The sequence below is a fragment of the Variovorax jilinensis genome (assembly GCF_030316885.1).
Taxonomy (GTDB): Bacteria; Pseudomonadota; Gammaproteobacteria; order Burkholderiales; family Burkholderiaceae_C; genus Variovorax; species Variovorax jilinensis.
Genome location: NZ_JASZYQ010000002.1, coordinates 303814 through 323730, shown reverse-complemented (window position 1 = coordinate 323730; position 19917 = coordinate 303814). Strand labels below are relative to the sequence as shown.

The following is a 19917-nucleotide window of genomic DNA, read 5'->3' as shown; positions in this document are numbered from 1 at the left end:
TGACACCGCACACCTCATTGGCCAACGTCCGTTTGGCCGGACGAACACTCATCAATCAAAGGAGACACCATGGCGCAGACGAAGGAACAGGCAAGGGTCGCGCTCGTGATCGGCGCCGGCGACGCAACCGGCGGTGCCATCGCGGCGCGTTTCGCAAGGGAAGGCTACATCGCCTGCCTCACGCGGCGTTCGGCCGACAAGCTGCAGCCCACGGTGGACGCGATCCGAGCGGCCGGCGGCCAGGCCTTCGGCTACAGCAGCGACGCCCGGAAGGAAGACGACGTGATCGCACTGATCGAGCAGGTCGAGCGCGAGCACGGCCCGATCGAGGTGATGGTGTTCAACATCGGCGCCAACGTGCCGTGCAGCATCCTCGAGGAAACCGCGCGCAAGTATTTCAAGATCTGGGAGATGGCCTGCTTCAGCGCCTTTCTCAACGGCCGCGAGGTCGCCAAGCGCATGGTGACGCGCGGACGCGGCAGCATCCTGTTCACCGGCGCCACCGCGGGCCTGCGCGGCTCGGCCAACTTCGCCGCCTTCGCGGGCGCCAAGCATGCGCTGCGCGCACTGGCGCAGAGCATGGCGCGCGAGCTGGGCCCGCGCAACATCCACGTGGCGCATGTGGTGGTCGACGGCGCGATCGACACCGAGTTCATCCGCACCAGCTTCCCCGAACGCTATGCGCTCAAGGAGCAGGACGGCATCCTGAAGCCCGAGCACATCGCCGACAACTACTGGCACCTGCACACGCAGCCGCGCGACGCCTGGACTTTCGAGCTCGACCTGCGGCCTTACATGGAACGCTGGTAGGCTCCTGCGCGCCATTCGCATCTTCCACAACGAGACAAGAACGAGACATCAGATGAAGACACGCATCACGGAACTCTTCGGCATCGAGCACCCGATCATCCAGGGCGGCATGCACTACGTCGGCTTTGCCGAGCTGGCGGCCGCGGTGTCGAACGCCGGCGGACTCGGGCTGATCACCGGCCTCACCCAGAAGACGCCGGCGCTGCTCGCCAAGGAGATCGCGCGCTGCCGCGAGATGACCGACAAGCCCTTCGGCGTCAACCTCACCTTTCTCCCGACCTTCTCTGCGCCGCCCTATCCCGAATACATCGCGGCCATCGCCGAAGGCGGCGTCCGCGTGGTGGAGACCGCCGGGCGCAGCCCCGAGGCCTACATGCCTGCGCTCAAGGCCGCGGGCATGAAGGTGATCCACAAGTGCACCTCGGTGCGCCATGCGCTCAAGGCCGAGGCGATCGGCTGCGACGCGGTCAGCGTCGACGGCTTCGAATGCGGCGGCCATCCCGGCGAAGACGACCTGCCCAACATGATCCTGCTGCCGCGCGCGGCCGAAGAGCTGCGCATCCCCTTCGTGGCCTCGGGCGGCATGGCCGACGGTCGCAGCCTGGTGGCGGCGCTGGCGCTGGGCGCCGACGGCATGAACATGGGCACCCGCTTCATCGCCACCAAGGAAGCGCCGGTGCACGACAACGTCAAGCAGGCGATCGTGAAGGCCAGCGAGCTCGACACCCGCCTCGTGATGCGGCCGCTGAGAAACACCGAGCGCGTGCTCAACAACGCGGGCGTCGAGCGCATCCTCGAGATCGAGCGCGAGAAGGGCGCGGCGCTGCAGATCAGCGATGTCTACGACCAGGTGGCGGGCGTCTATCCCCGCGTGATGATCGAAGGCGACATGGACGCCGGCGCCTGGAGCTGCGGCATGGTGGCCGGGCTGATCCACGACGTGCCGAGCGTGCAGGAGCTGATCGACCGCATCATGGGCCAGGCCCACGACCTGATCACGGCGCGGCTGGCCGGCATGCTGGGACAGCCGGTCCGCGCCTGAGCCTGTCAGGCCACCCCGGATCCCAGGGCGCCCCGATTTCGCAAGAGCTGCCCGCTGTCGCCGACGCGCAACGCCAAGCTGCGACATGCGTGCGGATTGCACGATACGGCCGCCAACTTCGCGCGTCGGGCACGAACGGTCATCCCGGCGACGCATTCGCTGCGCATGATGCGTGCACAGCCCGAGGAAATGACCATGAACAGCCGCATCCGCTCGATCCGCGCCGGTCGCACGCCGAAGCCCACGGCACGCCATGCCATTGCCGAGGCCCTGCGCCGCAATCTGGGCCGCCTTGTCGGTGCCGACAGGCGCCAGGAGCGCCGGGTGCAAGAACGCCTCGAGCGGCTCGACCCCGACCAGCGCCTGCGCGAAATCGGCGAGTGGTAGTCCGGCCGCAACGCGCCGCGGTGTTCGATCGCGGGGCTGACGCAAAGGCCCAGGCTTCGTACCATGCCGTTGTTGCGACCTCGGAGGACAAGTCATGGGAATGCTGCTGGCCTTCGCGCCGTTCATCGTCTTCGCGCTCGTCGACCGTCTTGCCGGTTCGGGCGCCGGGCTCGTTGCCGGCGCCATCGTTTCGGCCGGACTGCTGCTGCGCGACTGGCTGAGCCCGGACCGCTCGCCCAAGATCCTCGAGATCGGCACCTTGATCCTGTTCGCGGGCATGGCGCTCTATGCCTACCTGGCCGATCCGGCATGGTCGGTGCTCGGCGTGCGGCTGCGTGTCGATGCCGGCCTGCTGGCGATCGTGCTGGCGTCGATGGCGCTGCGCATGCCCTTCACGCTCCAGTACGCCCGCGAGCGGGTCGCGCCCGAGGTCTGGCAGAGCCCGCGCTTCCTGCGCACCAACTATGTCATCACGGCGGCCTGGGCGCTCGCTTTCGCGGTGCTGGTGCTGGCCGACCTGCTCATGCTCTATCTGCCCGCGGTGCCGATGTCCTTCGGCATCCTGATCACCGTCGCCGCGCTGGTCGCTGCATTCAAGTTCACGAACTGGTATCCCTCGCGTGCGAAGGCCGCGGCCGGCTGACCTCGGAAATGTCGGACCCTGCGCCGATAGCGATGCCGATGACAGGCATCATCGGCACTGCAGTCCCCGAACGCCCATGGATCAAGTCAAGACATCCTTCCATCCTTCCACCCTCCTCCTCACGGCCACGCGCTTCGCTGCCGCGAGCCTCCTGAGTGCCGCGCTGATCGCCTGCGGCACTGCCACCAAGCCCGCGCCGGGTTCGCAATCCACTTCCAAGGCCGGCACCGGATCGCGGTCCGTACCCAGCCAGGGCAGCGCTTCGGGCTCGCCATCGTCGCGCCCGCCGTCGACGACGCCGGGCACCAAGGCCGATGGCGCCAAGGCCGGCAAGGACAAGGCGCCCAAGTCGGCTTCGAAGGCCCCGCGCGCATCGCCCGGCAAGCCGGCACCCGCTGCCGGCGCACTGGCCGGCACCTTCGTGTGGCCTGCGAGCGGTACGGTCACGGCACGCTTCGACGGCGCCAGCAACAAGGGCATCGACATCGCGGGCCGGCCCGGCGATCCGGTGCTGGCGGCAAGCGCCGGACGGGTCGTCTTCGCGGGCTCGACCATGCGCGGCTACGGCAACCTCGTGATGCTCAGGCACGGCGACAACCTGCTCACCGCCTACGCGCACAACCGCAAGCTGCTCGTGAAGGAAAACGAGAACGTCAAGGCCGGCCAGAAGATCGCCGAGATGGGCAACAGCGACAGCAACGCCACAAAGCTGCACTTCGAGGTGCGGCGCGCCGGGCAGGCGGTCGATCCGATGCCCTACCTCGGGTCGCAGGGCGCCGCGCCGGCACCCTGACGCACTCAGCGGGTCGCGCTGTTGTCCGAGATGCGCTGCACCGAGCGGCTGTCGCGGCCCGGAATGAAGTCGTACTGGCCGCTGCCCTGGCGCGCGCTGCCGACGCGCATGTCGGGCACCGCCATGCGGTCCACCGCCGCAACGCCAGAGGCATCGCGTTGCGGTCCCTGACCCTGGAAGGCCGCACCGCAGGGGCGATCCGAAATCACGGTCTGACCGTTCTCGTCCTTGCAGCGGCGGATCTCGGCGTTTGCCATCAGGCTGGTCACGCCGAGCGACAACAGGACCAGCACGCGCATCGATCGGGAAATGGAATCCGGCATGGTTTGCTTTCAGTGTTGGCGCGATGCTAGGGGCGCCGCGGCACGACCGAAAGGCTTTGGAACACGAAGTCGGCCGCTTTGTGACAAAGGTCCTGAGCGGCGTGCCGAGCGGCACCGAATTGAAAACTTATCTCTTAGCGCGTAAACGCCGAGTTCTAAATTCGGACGCCCATCAATCGCGCGCTCACGAGTTCCTGAACCAGCACGGCTTCGAGTTGCCGGCGCGCAATAAGCCGTACGCCGTCGTGCGCGTCTTCGCGTGTTTCACACCGAAGGTAATGGTCGATGCGACCCATGATGCGATGGACCGCGCCGGTACACGCGAGATCACGTGCGGGCGATGGTGTGGTCAGCGTCGATTCGAAGGGCGGCTCGTTGCCGAGCGTGGCTGCAGTCATGGATTCGGAATCAGGAGGACAGGAAGCGCACAAGTCTAGGAACGCGCGTCTCGCGCGTCAGTGAGAAAACTCTGAATAAAGCGCTGTCACTTCGCGGCGTCGACCCCCGCCGTGGGGATGTGCCGCACGTCCTGTCCCATTTCCTTGCCGATGCGCTGCAACTCGCCCGAGAGCCTTCGCACCTCCGCCAATGCCGCCTTGTTTCCGGATTGCAGGCTCTGGAATTCACGCGCGAAAGCGTCCGTGACTTCGGTCCAGCGACGGAATGCGGGATTGTCTGCAGGGATTGGTGCGTCCATTGAGGTCGGCCCGGTTGCGGCAATTGCCTAATGGACCGCAATAATGGACGAAATCGGTACTTAAGTACACAGGGAAAATGCGCTCCCGGCACCAGAACGTTATTCGCTAATCGATTTATCGTTACTTGTTGTAACCATCCCATCGCAGGCGATCAGGCACGGCAGCGGCTTCACAGGCAGTGCGCCGGTAGCCTTTGTCATCACCGAATCCCGCCCCGACATGCCGTGCGCGACCCCGCCCGGCCGCCGCCTATCGCGAGTGAACGTAGACTCGACGGGTCGGGCTTCGCACCAGCGGACCCGCTTGCCCGTTGCGGGCAGCACATGCACCTTTTTAGCGCACTGGAGAAAACCAATGGCATCCGGAAAATCGAAGATCATCTACACCCTCACGGACGAGGCCCCCTTGCTGGCGACCGCCTCACTGCTGCCCGTCATTCAGACCTTCGCCGCGCCCGCCGGCATCGAGGTGGCGACCAGCGACATCTCCGTGGCAGCCCGCATCCTGGCGGAATTCCCCGATGTGCTGACGCCCGAGCAGCAGGTGCCGGACAACCTCGGCGAACTCGGCCGCCTGACGCAGTCGCCCGACACCAACATCATCAAGCTGCCGAACATCAGTGCCTCGGTGCCCCAGTTGCAGGCCGCGATCCGTGAACTGCAGAGCCGCGGCTACAAGCTGCCCGACTTTCCCGAGAACCCGAAGACGGACGAGGACAAGGCCGTGCTCGCGCGCTATTCGAAGGCGCTCGGCAGCGCGGTCAACCCGGTGCTGCGCGAAGGCAATTCCGACCGTCGTGCGCCGGCGGCCGTCAAGCGCAGCGCGCGCAAGAATCCTCACTCGATGAGCAAGTGGAGCCCGGCTTCGCGGACGCACGTCTCGCACATGCACGGCGGCGACTTCTACGCCGGCGAGAAGAGCATGACGCTGACCAAGGCACGCGACGTCCAGATGGACCTGGTCACCAAGAGCGGCAAGACGATCGTGCTGAAGAAGAAGGTGGCGCTGCTCGAGGCAGAGATCATCGACAGCATGTTCATGAGCAAGAAGGCCTTGCTCAAGTTCTACGAAGACGAGATGGAAGACGCGCGCGAAACCGGCGTCATGTTCTCGCTGCACGTCAAGGCGACCATGATGAAGGTCTCGCATCCGATCGTCTTCGGCCACGCGGTCAAGGTCTTCTACAAGGATGCCTTCGCCAAGCACGGCAAGCTCTTCGAGGAACTCGGCGTCAATGTCAACAACGGCCTGTCGAGCGTCTACGACAAGATCGCCGACCTGCCGACCTCGCAGCGCGACCAGATCGTCAAGGACCTGCACGCCTGCCACGAGCACCGCCCCGAACTAGCCATGGTCGACTCGGCCAAGGGCATCACCAATCTGCATGCGCCCAACGACGTGATCGTCGACGCCTCGATGCCGGCGATGATCCGCCTGGGCGGCAAGATGTGGGGTCCGGACGGCCGTCCGAAGGACACCAAGGCCGTGATGCCCGAGAGCACCTTCGCCCGCATCTACCAGGAGATGATCAACTTCTGCAAGACCAACGGCGCCTTCAATCCGGTCACGATGGGCACCGTGCCGAACGTCGGCCTGATGGCGCAGAAGGCCGAGGAGTACGGCTCGCACGACAAGACCTTCGAGATCCCCGAAGACGGCGTGGCCCGCATCGTCGACATCGCCACCGGCGAAGTGCTGCTCGAGCAGAACGTCGAGACCGGCGACATCTGGCGCATGTGCCAGGTCAAGGACGCGGCGATCCGCGACTGGGTCAAGCTGGCCGTGAACCGCGCGCGCCTGTCGGGCATGCCTGCCGTGTTCTGGCTCGACGAATACCGTCCGCACGAGGCCGAGCTCATCAAGAAGGTCAATGCCTACCTGAAGGACCACGACACCAAGGGCCTCGACATCCAGATCATGTCGCAGGTGCGCGCCATGCGCTACACGCTCGAGCGCGTGATCCGCGGCAAGGACACCATCTCGGTCACCGGCAACATCCTGCGCGACTACCTGACCGACCTGTTCCCGATCATGGAACTCGGCACCAGCGCCAAGATGCTGTCGATCGTGCCGCTGATGGCCGGCGGCGCGATGTTCGAGACCGGCGCGGGCGGCTCGGCACCCAAGCACGTCAAGCAACTGGTCGAGGAGAACCACCTGCGCTGGGATTCGCTCGGCGAATTCCTGGCGCTGGCCGTTTCGCTCGAGGACCTCGGACAGAAGACCGGCAACAAGAAGGCCAAGGTGCTGGCCGAGACGCTCGACGCCGCCACCGGCATGCTGCTCGACAACAACAAGGGACCTTCGACCAAGACCGGCGAGCTCGACAACCGCGGCAGCCACTTCTACCTCGCGCTCTACTGGGCCCAGGCCCTTGCAGCACAGACCGAGGACAAGGAACTGCAGGCGCATTTCGCGCCGCTGGCCAAGTCGCTGACCGAGAACGAGCACAAGATCGTCGGCGAGCTCAAGGACGTGCAGGGCCAGCCGGCCGACATCGGCGGCTACTTCAAGCCCGACGTGGCAAAGACCGCTGCGGTGATGCGGCCCAGCGCGACATTCAACGCCGCGCTGGCCTCGGTAGCCGCCTGAGCTGCTGATCGAGTCGGACCGCCCTCGTCCGAGAGCGGTTCGCCGGCGGTCGACAGCAACCGCCCGACATGATCCCGGGACACGCGGGCCCCGTCCGGCCCGCGTTCATTGCAGAAGCTTCCCACGCGCATTGAGGACCGGCATGGCCGAGCCGGACGGTAGATTGCTCGCAGTCTTTCCGACCGGTTTCTTCAGCGCCATGAGCTCCCCGGGCGATATCGCCCTTCCCTTTGCCCACCCCGTCTACGTTCGCAGCGTGCTCGACTGCCTGAACAGTCGCGGCGTGCGCCCGGCCGGCGTGCTCGAGAGCGCGGGCCTCAGCTGGCAGGCGCTCAACGACGACCAGCAACTGGTCGATTTCGCGGTATTCCGCCGCTTCGTCGCCCATGCCATCCAGTCCAGCGGCGAACCCGCACTGGGCCTCGTGGCTGGCTCGATGCTGCAGCCGTACCACAGCCCTGTCGGCATCGCGGCCGTCACCAGCGACAGCCTGGGCCAGGCCTTGCAGGTGCTGAGCCGCCACGCCCGCCTGATCTTCGGCGGCATCGACTTCGAACTCGACAACGGTCCGCGCTGGAGCACGCTCAATGTCAGGCCGGCGCTGCCGCTGTGCGAGACGCAGGTGTTCGTCATGCAGTCGATCCTCGGCGCGCATTGCCGTCTGCTCGAGGCGATCCTCGGTCGACCCGTGGACGAGCTCGAAGTCGGTCTTCCCTACGCTCGCCCGGCCGGCAACGACGTGCCGTGCCTGCGCTACGTGAGGCGGGTCGAATTCGATCGCGACTGCCTGAGCTTCCGTCTGCCGGCCGGGCTGCTTCGTGCCGCCTCAGGCTCCGCAGATGCTCGGGCGTGCATCGACGCTGCACAGGCCTGCCAGCGCCTGGAATCGGAGCGTGTCCACGGCGACTTCGTGCAGCGCGTCCGCAGGGTCGTGCTGGATCGGCTCACGGCCAACCCCGAGATCGGCGACGTCGCACCCGAACTCGGCGTATCGCCACGCACCCTCGTGCGCAGGCTCGCCGACGCGGGCGCTACCTATTCGGACATCAAGGACGACCTGCGCAAGACCCACGCCGCCTGGTACCTGCAGCACACCGAACTGTCGATGGAGGCCATCGCAAGCCAGCTCGGCTACAACGATCCGACGAACTTCAGCCGCAAGTTCAAGTGCTGGTACCAGGTCGCACCGACCAGGATGCGCCAGGCGCTGCGCAACGGCCTGCACTGATCGGACGCGGCAGCGCGTCGCCCAGCCCATCGTCTCGTTGACCCGCGACAGCAGGTCGACACAACCCTCCTTGAGCGTGCGCCCGCGATCGGTCAGGAGCACCTTGCGCGTCGTGCGTTCGAGCAAGGGCGTCTCGAGCGCTGCTTCGAGCCGCTGGATGCTGCGGCTCGCGCTCGACCTGTGGATGCGAAGCGCATCGGCCGCCGAAGAGAAGCTCGTGAGCGATGCGACATACGCGAAGATGCGCAGGCCGTTGAGGTCGACCAACGCCCCTGTTGCAACTGCCGCGTGGATCAAAAGGATCTCGCGGTCCCTCATGGAAGTCTCTTGCCGGGCAGCCGAGCCCCTTCTCGATGAAACGAAAAAGGCCGCCCGACGATTGCCGGGCAGCCTTCAGGATCGACTAGGTCGATTTCGAGTCAGGGCTCAGATCAGAACGAATGGCGAATGCCGATGTCGTAGCCGGTCGAGGTCTTGGCGCGCATGTCGCTGACGTCGCCGCGACCGTTCACAGAGTTCTTCGTGTAGAACGCCGGGCCGCCCACCGAGAGATCGGCGCCGTTCTTGTTCTTCAGGTAGGCCACCGTGGTGTACAGCGCCGTACGCTTCGAAAGGTTGTGCACGTAGCCAAGCGCAAACTTGTTGGCCTTCGGCTCCGGCGCGAAACCGGTCAGATCGTTCCAGACGCTCGTCCTCTTGTAGTCGACTGCGGAGTACGACACGCGGATCAGACCAGGGCCGACCGGCATCGTGGCGCCGAGCAACCATCCCGCGGCGCCGGGCTGACGGAAACCATAGGGATCGATGTCCGTCGGGATGAAGACCAGCGACGAGTCTTGCTTCAGCTTTGCTTTCGAGTATTCGCCGAACAGCTTGACCATGCCGAAGTCATACGAAGCCCCAAGGTTCCAGGTGTTGAGGTTGTCGGTGGTACCGCCGAAGTAGTTCGAGGAGATCGTGCTCTGGCTGTAGGCCAGCGCCACGTCCAGCGGACCGCTGGCATAGCCGACGCGGCCACCGATGTAGCGGCCAGCACGCTCGTTCCTGCCCACGTCGGCAAGGGTCGGATTCGCGACGACGGCGCCGATGCCCGGAGGCGTCAGGCCGCCCGGGTCGTAGCTCGTCTTTTCGTTGAACGCATACATGAACTGGCCGTACACCCCGCCGAGGTTCGGAGGCAGGAAGTAGCCGATCGAGTTGCTGGCGCGAACGTAGTTGTTGTTCGCCGTGAAGCCGCTGGCGGCGCTGCCGGGGGTGTTGTAGCCATTGGCGGTCGAGATCAGGTTGGTACCCACGCCGTTGGTGCCGAACGGATCGAACACGGTGTCGTTCCAGAAGGTGGGGGTGTAGTCGCGACCAAGGCGGACCTCACCGAATGCACCGGACAGGCTGACGGTCGATCGGCGATTGAACAGGCCGTTCAGCGAGCCCGAGTTGGAGACATTGCCACCCGCGGTGCCATCATCATTGCCCAAAGCAGCTTCGAGCCAGAAGCTGGCTGCGAGGCCGCCGCCGAGGTCTTCGACGCCACGGAAGCCGAGACGGCTCGAGTTGTAGCCCGAATTGCGCAGCACGGTCTGCTTGACCTTCGCGCTCGGTGCCTGAAGGTAGCCCAGGTTTTCCAGGGTGGGACGGTTTGCGTCTTTCGACTTGTTCGAGAAGCCGCTGACGGCCGCATCGACCACACCGAAGAGGGTGACCGACGATTGGGCGGAGGCGACGCCGACGACAGCCAGAGCGGCCAGGGCGACTAGAGATTTTTTCATTGCAAGTTTCTCCAAGGTTAAACAGAGGGCTCAGGTGCGATTAGCTCGGGCCCCGGGCCAACCTCCTTTTGGGAAGTTGTCGCTATTGCATCAGAGCGATTCATTCGAGTTGGAGTCATTCATGCAACTTCAATCCATGACTATGCAATGTCAACCACTCAGACCTGAAGTTGCGTTGGCGAATTGCGACAGAGAGCGCGTCACTGGCTGATTCATCCGGTAAGCATCCTGGATGAAGATCTCCCACTGATAGAGATCGGCATGCGATCGAGGCGCCATGCAATGAGTGACTTTGACGAACTATCTGTATATGAGATTGGAAAATTCCGAACGTTTATGCGTTCAATCTCAATGAGTCGACGAACCAGTCTTCTCATCTCAATATTCATTCTCGAGATCGCGCGATATCTACCTTCGCCTAGCCGTTCGGGTAGTTATGAGATTCACTTCATTGCGCTGCAATTCACGGTTTCTCAAGGAATGGAGATGTCGAAATGCAATTCATTGCAGCAACCACCAGGGACTTGCCTGCCGAAATGCTGCGGCGGGTGGGCCGCTACCGGCACCGCGTGTTTGTCGATCGCCTCGGTTGGGCACTCGAAGCACGCAGTGGCCTGGAGTTCGACCAGTTCGACCGCGACGACACCCTGCACCTCATCGCGCTGCGTGACGACGGCGAGTTGATCGGCATCGCCCGGTTGCTGCCGACCGAGCGGCCCTATCTGATGGCTGAAGTCTTTCCGCAATTGCATGCACACGCGGCGATGCCGCGGTCGCCCGAGGTGTGGGAGTTGTCGCGCTTCGCGACGGTCGATCTCGACCTCGTCGACGGGCAGGCGGTACGGCCATTCGGCTCCGCGGTGGCGCCTGCGCTGTTGAGCAATGCGCTTCGCTGCGCGGCCGCGCACGGCGTGAAGCGCCTGATCAGCGTGTCGCCGATCGGCGTGGAACGGATCCTTGCGCACCTCGGGTTCACGGCCTGCCGCGCGGCAGAGCCCGTGTGGGTCGACGGTCGCATGCTGGTCGCGTGCTGGATCGAAGTGCCCGCCAACGCTGCTGGTGTGGGTTGCCAGGGTTGCGTAGCTTGCGAGGGTTGCGCAAGCCTCAGCGCAGCAGCCCCAGCACCGCTGCACGGGCGGCCGCCGATGCCCGCGTGCTCACACCGAGCTTTCGAACAGCGTTCCTGACGTGAAAGTCTGCGGTGTCTTCCGAGACGCCCAGGATGTCGCCGGTCTCGCATGAGGTCTTGCCATCGGCGGTCCATCGGAGGACCTCGATTTCGCGCCGCGTCAGCGGTGGGATGGCGTGGCAGGCGCCGGCAGTCAGCGCATCAGACAGCGCCTCGTGTGCGATGTCGACGAGCAGGCGCCATTGAGGCTGTCCGGCGGCAAGTTCAGCATGCGCTAGAGACTCGTGCGCACGCGCAAGGGAAAGCATCGCGACCGAACCGTCGGCATCGAAGCGCGACTGCGACCAGCCAATGCGCAGACCGAAGCCGCATGCCTCGTCCCACAAGGCCCGCGCCGCAGGTAACAGCGCATCGCTCCAGACCACAGGCCGATGCGATCGCAGGGCATGGCGGACCGTCGGGTCCACGCGCAGGTAGCCTGCCTCGGCGTAGCGCACCTGCCAGCGCGGATCGTAGTCGCTGACCCATTCAAGATGCGGATTGCTGAAGGGCAACGGCCTGCGCAGGCCGTAGGCGCAGCGCTCGAAGCCAAGCTGTCGCGCGCACCGGGCGATGCGTGAGAAGACTGCTTCGGCGCCTTTAACGTGTCGGAGATCGTCTAGGAGATCGGCGGCCCAGGCATTCATTTCGGTGACCTCGTGAGCGGTGGACGAGTGACCGAGTGTGGGTACGCTCAAGCGTCGCCGATAGCGAATTGCGTCCGGCAGAACTGCGGAAAGGTCGGACTTGCGCCCGGAAGGCTTCCGGTCCTGCGGCCGGCCGTCCAAGGCGGGGCAGGCAAAGACAGCGCACGCAGCCTCATTGCAATGAGATCGGCGCCGACGAGCGGAGAGAACACCACAGCGCCATCGGCCGGATGCCCTCAGCGGACCAGCAGGTACCAGGACAGGACGAGGTAGCCGACGATCGAAAGGGCGACCAGCGCCAGGAGGAATTTGAAGAACACGGAACTATCTTGCCACGCGGCCTTTGGTGCCTGCGGCCTTGTCCAGGGACGGGTGAGGATATCGAACTGGCCGATCGCCGATGAGAACATCGACACATGGCGGAGAGTGTGAGATTCGAACTCACGGACGCTTTCACGTCGGCAGTTTTCAAGACTGCTGGTTTAAACCACTCACCCAACTCTCCTGGGATCTGCCTTCGCTTCAACGTCGCGAGGCAGGCCGACGATTTTAGTCGGAGCACCGCGGGTCGGCTGGCTACGACTCGGGGGCCCAGCCGCGCAGCACCAGATCGACGATGCTTGCCGACCAGACACGGCGCTCTTCGGCGCCACCGAGCGGCCGCGAGATGAAGAAGCGCACACCGCCGAAGGCCAGTGTCGACAGCTGGATTGCCGCCATTTGCGGGTCGGCCACTCGGAGGCGGCCGGCGCGGCTGGCCTCGGCGAGATAGTCGACCACGGGCGCCAGCACGTAGCTGTTCTCGGTATAGAGCGCCTTGGCGAGTTCCGGGAAGCGGACCGCCTCGGCGATCACCAGGCGCATCAGCGCAAGGGTCTTGGGCTCGCTGGCGCTCAGATAGAGGCGCTCGACCAGGTCGATCAGCACCTGCCGGTCGTCCGGGCCGGGATGCACCAGCGCGTTCTGCATGGTCTCGCGGGCAGCACTGACGGCCCGGTGGGCGACCTCGCGAAACAGCGCCTCCTTGTTGTCGAACTGGCGATAGATCGTGATCTTGGCGACACCGGCCTCGCGGGCGATGGCCTCGATGCTGGTGGCCGAGTAGCCCTTCTCGAGGAAGGAGTCGAGCGCCGCGGTGAGAAAGGATTCGCGCAGCGCTGCGGCCTGTTCGGGACTGGGACGGCCGCGCGCGCGGCGCTTGATGTGGTTGGTGCCGGAGCCGTCGTTGTCGGCGGTCTCCGCAGGGCGAGGATGGAAATCGTTGTGGTCCATGGCAGTGTCCTCGTCAGTCCGGCAGGAAGATGGACTGGAGGTCGCTCAAAAAATCGAAGCCCCGCGTCGTCGGCCAGACGCGGGCGAGGTCTCTGGAAATCAACCCCTTGCGCTCGGCCTCTTCCAGGCCGCGCTGGATCGAGGTGATGGACAGCCCGGTACGCTCGCCGAAGTCGGCAAGCAGGAAACCGTCCTTGAGTCGCAGGGCATTGAGCATGTATTCGAAAGGCAAGGCCGCAATGCCGACTTCGTCGCTCTGGGCGACGGCAACGCCGGCGATCGCGTTGTCCATGTACCGCCGCGGCTCCCTGAACCGCACCTGTCGCACCACGCGGTGCGCAAAGCTCAATTTGCTGTGGGCACCGGCGCCGATCCCGAGGTAATCGCCGAACTGCCAATAGTTGAGATTGTGTGCACAGGCATGGCCTGGCCGGGCGTAGGCCGAAATCTCGTATCGCTGGAGGCCGCTCGCGGCAGTGCGTTCCGTGATGCGGTCGAGCATGTCGTATGCCGCATCGTCCTCGGGAATCTGCGGCGGGAACTTGGCGAAATAGGTGTTGGGCTCGATGGTCAGGTGGTAGACCGACAGGTGCGGCGGCGCCAACGCCAGCGCCTGGTCGAGGTCGGCGTCCAGCCCCGCCAGCGTCTGGCCGGGCAGCGCATACATCAGGTCGATGTTGAAGGTATCGAAGGCGGCCGCGGCCTCTTCGACCGCGGCGATGGCCTGGGCGCGATCGTGCACGCGGCCCAAGGCCTTCAGGTGTTCGTCGTCGAAGCTCTGCACGCCCACCGACAGGCGCGTGACGCCCGCCGCGCGATAGGCGCGGAAGCGGTCGCGCTCGAAGGTGCCCGGATTGGCCTCCATGCTGATCTCGCAGTCTGGCGCCAGCCGGAGGCGGGCGCGCAGGTCGCCGATCAGGCGATCGATGGCTTGCGGCGAGAACAGGCTCGGCGTGCCGCCGCCGATGAAGATGGTGTGCACCGTGCGCCCCCACACCAGCGGCAGTGCGGCGTCGAGGTCCGCCACCAGCGCATCGATGTAGCGGCCTTCGGGCAGGTCTTCGGTGCTGCCGGCGCGCCATTCATGCGAGTTGAAGTCGCAGTACGGGCACTTGCGCAGGCACCACGGCAGGTGCACATACAGCGACAGCGGCGGCAGCGCGCTGAGCTGCAGCGGGCCCGGACGCATCATCCGCAGCACGTCGTTGGCGTCGGCCGCGCCAGCGGCCGCCTCTTGCGGGGCGCCACTGGCGATCGGAATCACGATGCTCACGACAACAAGGGCCAGCGTTCGCGCATCAGCGCCAGCATCGTGCGCGCGGCCTGGCCGCGGTGGCTGTTGGCGTTCTTCACGTCGGTGGGCAACTGGGCGAAGGTCTTGCCGAACTGCGGCAGGAACATGACGGGGTCGAAGCCGAAGCCGTTGTCGCCGATCGGCTCGCGCGTGATCTCGCCGGGAGCGCGGCCGACCGCGATCAGCGGCTCGGGGTCGTCGGCGCTGCGCAGCGCAACCAGGGTGCTGACCAGCGCGGCGCGGCGGTCGGTCAGGCCCTGCATCTGCTCGAGCAGCGCGCGCACGTTGTGCGCGTCGCCCTTGGGATAGCCGAACCGGGTCGCGTAGTAGGCGGTGTCGACGCCGGGCAGGCCGCCGAAGGCCTCGACGCACAAGCCCGCATCGTCCGCGATCGCCGGCAGGCCGGTGGCAGCGGCCGCATGACGGGCCTTGGCGAGGGCGTTCTCGACGAAGGTGCGGAAGGGCTCGTCGGCCTCGCCGACGCCGAGTTCGGACTGCCGCACGAGCGCAACGCCAAGCGGCGCGAACAACGCCTGCAGCTCGGCCAGCTTGCCGGCATTGTTGGATGCGAGGACCAGTTTCATCTCATCGCCAGGGGGCGCAATGACGCGGGGCCGACCTCTTCAACTGGCCAGTGCCCGGGTCTGCAGCGCGGTCAGCTCAACGATGCCCTTCTCGGCCAGGGCCAGCAGCTGGTTCATCTCGTCGCGCGAGAAGGCGGCCCCTTCGGCCGTGCCCTGCACTTCCACGAAGTGGCCGGCGCCGGTCATGACGACGTTCATGTCGGTATCGCAGGCGGAATCCTCGACGTACTCGAGGTCGAGCAGCGGCGTGCGCTGCACGATGCCGACCGAGATGGCGGCCACGTGGCCGAGGATCGGCGTCGCCTGGATCTTGCCGGCCGCGAGCAGCTTGTTGACCGCGTCCTGAGCCGCCACGAAGGCGCCCGTGATCGCCGCAGTGCGCGTGCCGCCGTCGGCCTGCAGCACGTCGCAGTCGAGGTGGATGGTGCGTTCGCCGAGCGCCGCGAGATTGAAGACCGCGCGCATCGAGCGGCCGATCAGGCGCTGGATCTCCTGCGTGCGGCCGCTCTGCTTGCCGCGGGCCGCTTCACGGTCGCTGCGCGTGTGGGTGGCGCGCGGCAGCATGCCGTACTCGGCCGTGACCCAGCCTTCGCCGCTGCCGCGCTTGTGCGGAGGCACCTTCTCTTCGACCGAGGCGGTGCACAGCACGCGGGTCTGGCCGAACTCGATCAGCACCGAGCCTTCGGCATGGATGGTGAAACCGCGGGTGATGCGCACCGGGCGCAGCTGGTCGGCTGCACGGCCGCCGCTTCGAACGAAATCTGTCATGGCTTGGAAATCGGGAATTCTGCAGTTGGAAGGCTCAGGCCTTGCGGGCGGCCGAGCGCTTGATGGCTTCGTTGATCTCGGCGATGGAGCGCTCGATGGCGTCGTCGTCGAGATCGTCGAGCTCGCTGTCGGAAGGCATGCCGGCCTGGATGGTCGAGGCGAAGACGCCGTCGCTGATGCTGTCGGTGGACACGCCGCGCTGCTGGCCGGGCTCGTCGGGGGTTTCCCATTCGAGTGCGATCAGGGTGACGTTGTCGCTGTGGGTGCCGCCGTTGCGCAGCGCCATCTCGGCCAGGTCGGGTGCCGAGTCCGAGACCGGCTTGCCCGACGACAGGATGTGCACGATGACGCTGTCGTCGAGCACGCCCCAGACGCCATCGGAGCACAGCATGACGCGGTCGCCGCGCTGCAGCAGCAGCGGCGCCGAGACGTCGAACAGCGGCGTGGTGGGCGATCCGAGGCAGGTCAGGAGCAGGTTGCGGTTGACGGGCTCCGAACCGGCGTTCGCGCGTGGCCGCTCGGCATGCGAATGGTCGCGCGTGCGCGTGAGCAGCTCGCCGTCGCGGATCACGTAGAGGCGCGAGTCGCCGCAGTGGATCCAGGTGGCGGTGTTGCCCTGGATGACCGCCGCGACCACCGTGGTGCGCGGCGTGTCGAGCATCGCCTTGTTGCCTGCGTACCGCATGATCTGCTGGTGCGCCGCCATCACCGATGCGGTGAGGAAGGCCTTCACGTCCTTGACGATGGGCCGCGCCTCGCGCTGGTAGAGCGCCGCGATCGTCTGCAGGGCCAGCTGGGCCGCCACTTCGCCCTCGGGATGACCGCCCATGCCGTCGGCCAGCACGAACAGGCCCGATTCGCGGGTGTAGCAGTAGCCCATGCGGTCTTCGTTCTTGAGGCGGCCGCCCTTGCGGCTGACTTGGAATACGGAGAATTTCATGCGGGGCGGGTGGTGGGCGCTGCGGCTTTGGGCAGGCCCTTCTTTTCGAATGAACGCATGTTGTCGATGGACAGCCGGACCTTCTCGCCGACCGTGAGCTTGGTGTAGCGGCGCTCGCCTTCGCGGCTGAGCTCCTTCTGCAGCGCGAACACCGATTGCGGCCGCGACAGCGGATCGAGCGACATGCACCACTCGACCACCTCGATCAGGTTGTCGGAATACACGCCGCGCAGGCGCGACAGCGACAGGCCGAGGCGGTCCTTCTCGATGCGCTGCGGGGCATCGTTGGGCGGGTAGCCCTGCATGCAGGCGTAGATGCAGGCGCCGATGGCGTAGATGTCGGTCCAGGGGCCCATCGACGAATCGCGCCGGTACATCTCGGGGGCCGCGAAGCCCGGCGTGTACATCGGCCGGATGAAGTTGCCTTCCTTGGACAGCACCTCGCGCGCGGCACCGAAATCGATCATCACGGCGCGGTCGTCGTCGGTAACGAAGATGTTGGCGGGCTTGATGTCCAGGTGCAGCATCTTGTGCTGGTGGACGATGCGCAGGCCGCGCAGGATCTCGTCGAACAGCGAGCGGATCGTCGACTCCCTGAACACCTTCTGCTTTTTCAGGTCGCGGGCCGTGACGATGAAGTCCTGCAGGGTCGCGCCCTCCAGGTAGTTCATGACCATGTAGACGGTTTCGTTCTCGCGGAAGAAATTGAGCACGCTGACCACCGACGCATGCGAAATCTGGGCCAGCGAGCGCCCTTCCTCGAAGAAGCTCTTGAGGCCGAGCCGGTAAAGCGAGAGTTTCTCGGGCGAAACCTGGGGCGCGAGCTCGCCGGTGCCGCGGGTGGCCAGCGACGAGGGCAGGTATTCCTTGATGGCCACCTGTTGCCCGCTGTGGTCGACCGCCAGGTACACGACTCCGAAGCCGCCCGCGGACAGCCGCCGGACGACGCGATAGCCGCCGATGACCGTGTCAGGCAGCAGGGGCGAAGGTTTGACCTTTGACATAATCCGGGAGTTTCGCCCGAAGGCGGGGGTGCGGCAAGCGAACGCCGTGCCGGGCCCCGGCGAAACGCAAACAAACCACAGCGAGGCGCGATGCCAGTTTACAGCATGACCGGCTATGCCAGCGGCCAGAACGGCCCCACGGGCAGCCACTCCGACGCCGAGCCGCGCCCTGCCCAGGCAGGTCGCCTGGGGGTCGAGATCCGCTCGGTCAACAGCCGATTCCTCGACCTCACCTTCAAGCTCCCCGAGGAATTGCGCCAGCACGAGCCGGCGCTGCGCGAGCTGATCACCGGCCGCCTCAAGCGCGGCAAGGTCGAGCTCCGGGCCTCGATCGAAAGCGCCGGCACGGCCGGCATCGCCGATCCGTCGAGCCGGCTGCTGCAGCGCCTGAACGGCGTCCAGGACAGCATCAGGAGCTGGCTGCCGACCGCTCGGGAGCTCAGCGTCGCCGACGTGCTGCGCCTGGCGGCCGGCGATTCGACCCCGCGCGGCGACTGGGGCGCCGAGCTGGCCGAGCTGACCGAAAAGACCGTCGAGGCGCTGATGGCCGCACGCGAACGCGAAGGCGCGCGCCTGGCAAAGATGCTGCTGGACCACCTGGGCCAGTTGCGCAAGCTGGCCGCCCAGGCGCTGCCGCTGGTGCCCAAGCTGGTCGAGCAGCAGCGCGCCCGCTTCCTCGAACGCTGGCAGGAGGCCATGGGCCTGGGCGCCGGCGCCACGCCGCCCGAGGCGGCGCAGGATCGGGCGCTCTCGGAAGCCACCGCCTTCGCGATCCGCATCGACGTCGCCGAGGAGCTGACCCGCCTCGACTCCCACCTGGACGAGATCGAACGGCTGGTGAAGAAGGGCGGCGAGATCGGCAAGCGGCTGGATTTCCTGATCCAGGAGCTGCACCGGGAGGCCAACACCCTGGGATCCAAGTCGGCCACGCTCGAGATGACCCGCATCGGGGTCGACATGAAGGTGCTGGTCGAGCAGATGCGCGAGCAGGTGCAGAACATCGAGTGAGCCTTCGGGGTCGCGGCGGTCGCTGTCACAGAATGGCCCCGTCGAACGTCTTGCACGCATGACCGACCCCACCCTCATCTTCCATCGCCTGCGGCCACGCCTGCAGGGCATCGCCTACCGCATGCTCGGCTCGGTGGCCGAGGCCGAGGACGTGGTGCAGGACGCCTGGCTGCGCTGGCACGAGGCGGCGCGCGATGCCATCGACAACGCCGAGGCCTGGCTGGTGACGATCACGACCCGGATCGCCATCGACCGGCTGCGCGCCGCCAAGGTGCAGCGCGAGCACTACGTCGGCTACTGGCTGCCCGAGCCGATGCTGACCGATGCGCCCACGACGCCCGAGCAGACCCGCGAGCTGTCGGAGGACGTCTCGGTGGCCTTCCTGTTCATGCTCGAGCGGCTGGCGCCGGAGGCGCGCGCCGCCTTCCTGCTGCGCGAGGTGTTCGACGCCGACTACGGCGAGGTGGCGCTGGCGCTCGGCAAGAGCGAGGCCGCCTGCCGCCAGATCGTGCACCGCGCCAAGGCCCAGCTGCGCGAGGAGCGCCCGCGCTTCGCGGTGCCGCGCGACACCCATCACCAGCTCATGCGCGGCTTTGCCGAGGCGCTCTCGCGCGGCGACTTCGCGGCCATGAACGGCATGCTGGCCGAGAACGCCGAGCTGATCGGCGACGGCGGCGGCATCGTGCCGAGCTTCGGCGTACCCCTGCTGGGTGGCCGGCGCATCGCGCAGCTGTTCTATGCCACGCACCGGCGCTTCGGCGCAGGCGTGCACATCGAACTCGCACGGGTCAATGGCGACTGGTCGCTGCTGCGCTTCATCGACGGCGTGCTCGAGTCCGCGCAGGCCTACGAGACCGACGGCGAGCGCATCACGCGCATCCACGTGCAGCGCAATCCCGAGAAGCTGGCACGGCTGGCCGCCGCATTCCAGAGGCCCTGAGGCGAGGGCT

General features: G+C 66.2%; 22 protein-coding genes, 1 tRNA gene and 1 pseudogene. 10 read left to right on the top strand and 14 right to left on the bottom strand.

Annotated features, from left to right (window positions below; genetic code table 11):
* Positions 1 to 69 precede the first annotated feature (69 nt).
* From QTH87_RS08625 to QTH87_RS08605, 5 genes are all read left to right on the top strand, one after another.
* Entirely contained in the window at positions 70 to 810 is a 741-nt protein-coding gene (locus tag QTH87_RS08625) for an SDR family oxidoreductase (RefSeq protein WP_286608508.1), read from the top strand.
* Positions 811 to 862: 52 nt separating this feature from the next.
* Positions 863 to 1852 (top strand): NAD(P)H-dependent flavin oxidoreductase, encoded by a 990-nt coding sequence (locus tag QTH87_RS08620; RefSeq protein ID WP_286608507.1) that lies wholly within the window; start codon positions 863 to 865, stop codon positions 1850 to 1852.
* A 195-nt stretch (positions 1853 to 2047) separates the two neighbouring features.
* A complete protein-coding gene (locus QTH87_RS08615; RefSeq protein WP_286608506.1) occupies positions 2048 to 2239 on the top strand; it encodes a hypothetical protein in 192 nt (63 codons plus the stop codon).
* 94 nt (positions 2240 to 2333) lie between these two features.
* Positions 2334 to 2882 (top strand): hypothetical protein, encoded by a 549-nt coding sequence (locus QTH87_RS08610; protein ID WP_286608505.1) that lies wholly within the window; start codon positions 2334 to 2336, stop codon positions 2880 to 2882.
* Between the two features lie 76 nt (positions 2883 to 2958).
* Complete coding sequence (locus QTH87_RS08605) at positions 2959 to 3675, top strand: murein hydrolase activator EnvC family protein (protein ID WP_286608504.1); 717 nt, start codon at positions 2959 to 2961, stop codon at positions 3673 to 3675.
* Between the two features lie 5 nt (positions 3676 to 3680).
* Here the strand turns inward: QTH87_RS08605 and QTH87_RS08600 are convergent, their stop codons facing one another.
* The 3 genes from QTH87_RS08600 to QTH87_RS08590 all read right to left on the bottom strand — a co-directional run bounded on the left by QTH87_RS08600 (position 3681) and on the right by QTH87_RS08590 (position 4695).
* The gene (locus tag QTH87_RS08600) at positions 3681 to 3998 is read right to left on the bottom strand and encodes a DUF4124 domain-containing protein (protein ID WP_286608503.1); all 318 of its coding nucleotides are present in this window, start codon (positions 3996 to 3998) and stop codon (positions 3681 to 3683) included.
* Positions 3999 to 4153: 155 nt separating this feature from the next.
* Entirely contained in the window at positions 4154 to 4396 is a 243-nt protein-coding gene (locus QTH87_RS08595; RefSeq protein WP_286608502.1) for a hypothetical protein, read from the bottom strand.
* Between the two features lie 86 nt (positions 4397 to 4482).
* Complete coding sequence (locus QTH87_RS08590) at positions 4483 to 4695, bottom strand: hypothetical protein (protein ID WP_286608501.1); 213 nt, start codon at positions 4693 to 4695, stop codon at positions 4483 to 4485.
* A 355-nt stretch (positions 4696 to 5050) separates the two neighbouring features.
* On the opposite strand from QTH87_RS08590, the gene QTH87_RS08585 reads away from it, so the two are divergent.
* Positions 5051 to 7288: an NADP-dependent isocitrate dehydrogenase gene (locus QTH87_RS08585; protein ID WP_286608500.1), complete on the top strand. Its 2238-nt coding sequence runs from the start codon at positions 5051 to 5053 to the stop codon at positions 7286 to 7288.
* Between the two features lie 199 nt (positions 7289 to 7487).
* Positions 7488 to 8516 (top strand): AraC family transcriptional regulator, encoded by a 1029-nt coding sequence (locus tag QTH87_RS08580; RefSeq protein WP_286608499.1) that lies wholly within the window; start codon positions 7488 to 7490, stop codon positions 8514 to 8516.
* A 90-nt stretch (positions 8517 to 8606) separates the two neighbouring features.
* Here the strand turns inward: QTH87_RS08580 and QTH87_RS26190 are convergent.
* Both QTH87_RS26190 and QTH87_RS08575 read right to left on the bottom strand, forming a co-directional pair.
* A pseudogene (locus tag QTH87_RS26190) lies at positions 8607 to 8834 on the bottom strand (helix-turn-helix domain-containing protein); the annotation flags it as partial.
* A 113-nt stretch (positions 8835 to 8947) separates the two neighbouring features.
* Positions 8948 to 10282, bottom strand: coding sequence for a porin (locus QTH87_RS08575; RefSeq protein ID WP_286608498.1), 1335 nt, complete (start codon positions 10280 to 10282; stop codon positions 8948 to 8950).
* Between the two features lie 494 nt (positions 10283 to 10776).
* On the opposite strand from QTH87_RS08575, the gene QTH87_RS08570 reads away from it, so the two are divergent.
* The gene (locus QTH87_RS08570) at positions 10777 to 11469 is read left to right on the top strand and encodes an acyl-homoserine-lactone synthase (RefSeq protein ID WP_286608497.1); all 693 of its coding nucleotides are present in this window, start codon (positions 10777 to 10779) and stop codon (positions 11467 to 11469) included.
* On the opposite strand, the gene QTH87_RS08565 is transcribed toward QTH87_RS08570, so the two are convergent.
* The 9 genes from QTH87_RS08565 to QTH87_RS08525 form a co-directional block, all read right to left on the bottom strand.
* Entirely contained in the window at positions 11387 to 12097 is a 711-nt protein-coding gene (locus tag QTH87_RS08565; RefSeq protein WP_286608496.1) for an autoinducer binding domain-containing protein, read from the bottom strand. The genes QTH87_RS08570 and QTH87_RS08565 overlap by 83 nt on opposite strands.
* A gap of 236 nt (positions 12098 to 12333) precedes the next feature.
* Positions 12334 to 12513: a hypothetical protein gene (locus QTH87_RS08560; protein WP_286608495.1), complete on the bottom strand. Its 180-nt coding sequence runs from the start codon at positions 12511 to 12513 to the stop codon at positions 12334 to 12336.
* Position 12514: 1 nt separating this feature from the next.
* A tRNA-Ser gene (locus QTH87_RS08555) sits at positions 12515 to 12602 on the bottom strand.
* A 71-nt stretch (positions 12603 to 12673) separates the two neighbouring features.
* Positions 12674 to 13369, bottom strand: coding sequence for a TetR/AcrR family transcriptional regulator (locus QTH87_RS08550; protein WP_286608494.1), 696 nt, complete (start codon positions 13367 to 13369; stop codon positions 12674 to 12676).
* Positions 13370 to 13382: 13 nt separating this feature from the next.
* Positions 13383 to 14633 (bottom strand): radical SAM family heme chaperone HemW, encoded by a 1251-nt coding sequence (hemW, locus tag QTH87_RS08545; protein WP_286609051.1) that lies wholly within the window; start codon positions 14631 to 14633, stop codon positions 13383 to 13385.
* Positions 14634 to 14638: 5 nt separating this feature from the next.
* Positions 14639 to 15247, bottom strand: a complete 609-nt coding sequence (gene rdgB / locus QTH87_RS08540) for an RdgB/HAM1 family non-canonical purine NTP pyrophosphatase (protein ID WP_286608493.1) — start codon at positions 15245 to 15247, stop codon at positions 14639 to 14641.
* 39 nt (positions 15248 to 15286) lie between these two features.
* A complete protein-coding gene (rph, locus tag QTH87_RS08535) occupies positions 15287 to 16015 on the bottom strand; it encodes a ribonuclease PH (RefSeq protein WP_286608492.1) in 729 nt (242 codons plus the stop codon).
* 34 nt (positions 16016 to 16049) lie between these two features.
* Positions 16050 to 16955, bottom strand: coding sequence for a PP2C family protein-serine/threonine phosphatase (locus QTH87_RS08530; protein WP_286608491.1), 906 nt, complete (start codon positions 16953 to 16955; stop codon positions 16050 to 16052).
* Positions 16952 to 17959, bottom strand: a complete 1008-nt coding sequence (locus tag QTH87_RS08525) for a serine/threonine protein kinase (protein ID WP_286608490.1) — start codon at positions 17957 to 17959, stop codon at positions 16952 to 16954. The genes QTH87_RS08530 and QTH87_RS08525 overlap by 4 nt, the downstream gene beginning before the upstream one ends.
* 90 nt (positions 17960 to 18049) lie before the next feature.
* Here QTH87_RS08525 and QTH87_RS08520 point away from each other — a divergent pair, with 90 nt between their 5' ends.
* Positions 18050 to 18967: a YicC/YloC family endoribonuclease gene (locus QTH87_RS08520; protein ID WP_286608489.1), complete on the top strand. Its 918-nt coding sequence runs from the start codon at positions 18050 to 18052 to the stop codon at positions 18965 to 18967.
* Between the two features lie 58 nt (positions 18968 to 19025).
* On the top strand, positions 19026 to 19907 hold the full coding sequence (locus QTH87_RS08515) for an RNA polymerase sigma-70 factor (protein WP_286608488.1): 882 nt from the start codon (positions 19026 to 19028) through the stop codon (positions 19905 to 19907).
* Positions 19908 to 19917 lie beyond the last annotated feature (10 nt).